The following is a 3,175-nucleotide window of genomic DNA, read 5'->3' on the forward strand; positions in this document are numbered from 1 at the left end:
ACACCGCCCTCGGCATGCCTGTCACTGAAGCTGTGGGATAGCTCTGACCGGGAGAAGGGCAACCTCGGCCATCACCCGATTTGTGCAACAGAGCCCCCGGCACCATCACTCGCGCAATCATAGAGATAAGGAACTTGCGGGCCATCTGCTCAACAACTGGCGTCTGCTTGACGTTCGCGTAAACGTTCAACCATGTGCCGATGCGTTCAACACCGTCCCATTCCAAAGCTTCAAGGTATTCTTTGATGGGATGATAACTGTCTTTATCCGCCACATATGCTAAGGCAATGTCCAACTTCTGTTGGTTTAGGATATAATCATCAATATAATCTTCAACCTCAACTAACATCTTGTTTGCTACTCTATCGTTCAGATTTTTTCCGTTATATTCGATCCTGCTAGAGAAGTCGTTCCATCTTAAATTATTACCAGCATCCTTAATCATATTTTCTACAATAAGAACTGCGTTTTTGTTTGAAGCATTGATGATGTTGCCGTTACCATCGCGCTTTAGCTGTTTTCGCCAATCATTATCATTGGGATCACTCTGCTTCTTATCGCTTTCAATCAGATATTTGCGAGACCCTTTGAAGGATTGAATATAGAACTGCCCGGTCTTGTCATCTTTACGCAATGTCGCAGAACGGTTGTGCGCTTCGCCTGTCGCGGTGTCCTTCATGCCTGCAATGGGGTCATAGAACCATGTTCCCATGAACTGCCCAGCGTTGTCGCGCATGTAGCGAACACTGACAGGGTTGCCCTTGGCATCATGCACGGTCCAGTCGAGACTTAGGGTCTGCGTAGCCTCAAACCGCGCATACATCGCACGTTCAGCATCAGTCCGTGACGATAACCAAGCGGCTCTGACTCTATCCGCCTCAGCCTGATTGATCCTCTTAGCAGTGGCAAAGTTCGTTTTTACGTTATCTTTTTCCTCTGTCGTCAGTTTCTTAAACAATTTTGCGGGGACGGCTTGACCTGATTTACTTCCTTCAAAGAACATGACCTCTTTCCTATGCTCATAACCAAGCGGCACTTCTGATTTACAGATATAATCAGGCTGAGTCACCTTGTAGATTGCAAGGTCAATGTAGCTGCGTTCAAGCATGAAGCCATCAGACGCAATCTTGATGAAGCCTTTTCCAGCTAATACAACACGATCATAGACGATTTGAGCAACTTGTGGGATTTTAGAAACATCATCAATAACAAACAGGATACGAACACCTTTGGGCGGCTTCACTAAGTTGCCGTGCTCGTCATATATGTTTGATGATGAAGAATAGAACTCTATCCGGTCATATTCTTTAAGAAAATGGAATAGTTCAAGCAACTCATCTATTCTCCTGCGAACTTCACCTTCTGGAATGTCGTCCATGTCCATAGCAAGGATACCGGGAACGCCTTGAGCATACATCAGGTAATCATTGGTTCTTGCAATGACGTTCTCTGAATTGTATTTCTTCTTGACCTCATCCACTCTTGACCTTGGCGCAATGTAGAACTGACCAGACAAAGCGGTTCGCAAAACTGAATAGAAGGCAATATAACGTGTATCTGCTTCTTTCAACTTTTCTGCTAATTGCTTGAGTGTTAGATTTCCCTCTTGTGCTGCGAATATACAGTTCAGGTCCATCCCAAACTCATCAGCGACAAGCTGCCCTTGATCGTTCTTCCGAAAGGCTTTGCCGTGATACTTGCCTTCTTCTATATTCTTACCTAATATGAATCTTGCTTTTACAGGTGCTTTAGCTGTTGTTGTTGTCTTTTTTGTCATTGTTTAAATCTCCGCTGTATAATGTTTTTGCTTTATGAATTTTCTTCTTCTTGTTGTAATCTGCGTATTTCCTACAAATAGTAGCAGCAGATATATTGTATTCTCTCGCAAACTGGTGCATAGACTTGTTGTTGTCTAATGTCGTGAATATCAGTTGCCAGTCTTTTGCCGTCATCATATGTATGGACATGCTAAATCCTTTCTCTAAAACAATGTTTGTTTCCCGCTGTTGCTAAAAAAACCGCTTCTCAAGAAAACGGATAAGGGTGTTCTCTACACCCACTGAATATTCTGGATTATTCAGGTAAATGAAGGACGGATATAACAGCGGGAAATACCCGCCCTTCGTATATATATTTATTGCATCAGTAGTTTGATAAAGAGCGGAATAGATAAAAAATCATCTTAGCAAATGTTATGAAATACAGCAGTTTCTTTGATGATTCTTTGAATGTTCATTTCTAATCTTCATGTAATGAAATATACTCTATTAACGCCGTATTGTCAATGAAAGTTTCGGCAAGATTATTTCTTTGTAAAAAATCGTTGTGCAAGTTTGTATTGCTTGCAGTTAATCATTTTTTTTATATAGGCCATTGTCTTTAATCAAATCAGCATTAATCAACAAAAAAGCCCCGCCATCACTGACAGGGCTTATCTTTGTTTAAATAATGATACAGTTAGGTTCCGGCTTTCTCGCCATCCTCTGCCCTGTCAGCTTTATCTTTATTTGAAGTATGTTCTAATGTTTTGTGAGTAGGATTGGCTTGTTTCCACTTGGAAAGACCTTCATCCGTTATCTTGAGGTCAGCCAGTGACCTTCCAGATTTCAGACATTCCTTAACCCATTTTGGATGTGGACCCCTACCCGACCATGTTTCATTGGGGTTCTCTGGATTTTGATACTTGGGTTCTTGCTTTTCGCTGTTGGTATTGGCTCCACCACGGGTATAGCTGCGTTTCGACTTTCCTTGAGTCTCAATCCCCAGAATTTCTGCAATGGATTTACCCTTGACTTCGGATAAAATTTTCAGTTCATTGATAATTTCTAATATCCTAGTATCTGCTTTCTGTTCCATTTGCGATTTAAGCGACTTGAAGTCTGAAAGCATTTCAAGATAAGAACGCTGATCTTCCGTCTTCGCCATTCTTTATACTCTTTGCTCTTATGCTACATCAATAGTGTTTCAGTATTAAAATAGTCAGATTTGTCAACCCCTATTCATCGTCCCCAAACAGTGCCGCTATGTTCTTGCTCACCTTGTCCTCTACTGCGTCCGAGTAGGCTTCAAGGATGCTTTTGGTCGTGTCTCGGAAGTGGTGGAAATTGGAAGGCGGCGTAATCTCCGGGTGAAGTCTCACCCACCCAACCGGCGGCGGCAACCGCCAGGGAGATCA

General features: G+C 42.5%; 3 protein-coding genes. All 3 read right to left on the reverse strand.

Going from position 1 to position 3,175, the window contains the following annotated elements:
- On the reverse strand, positions 1 to 1,777 hold a 1,777-nt coding region (locus tag DPQ23_RS15595), incomplete at its 3' end, for a VapE domain-containing protein (RefSeq protein WP_205961488.1).
- Complete coding sequence (locus tag DPQ23_RS15600) at positions 1,749 to 1,967, reverse strand: hypothetical protein (RefSeq protein WP_162630800.1); 219 nt, start codon at positions 1,965 to 1,967, stop codon at positions 1,749 to 1,751. The genes DPQ23_RS15600 and DPQ23_RS15595, both read right to left, overlap by 29 nt.
- Before the next feature lie 490 nt (positions 1,968 to 2,457).
- Positions 2,458 to 2,925: an H-NS histone family protein gene (locus tag DPQ23_RS15120; RefSeq protein WP_112875583.1), complete on the reverse strand. Its 468-nt coding sequence runs from the start codon at positions 2,923 to 2,925 to the stop codon at positions 2,458 to 2,460.
- Positions 2,926 to 3,175 lie beyond the last annotated feature (250 nt).

It is taken from the genome of Paracoccus endophyticus (assembly GCF_003286075.1).
In the GTDB taxonomy this organism is placed as follows: Bacteria; Pseudomonadota; Alphaproteobacteria; order Rhodobacterales; family Rhodobacteraceae; genus Paracoccus; species Paracoccus endophyticus.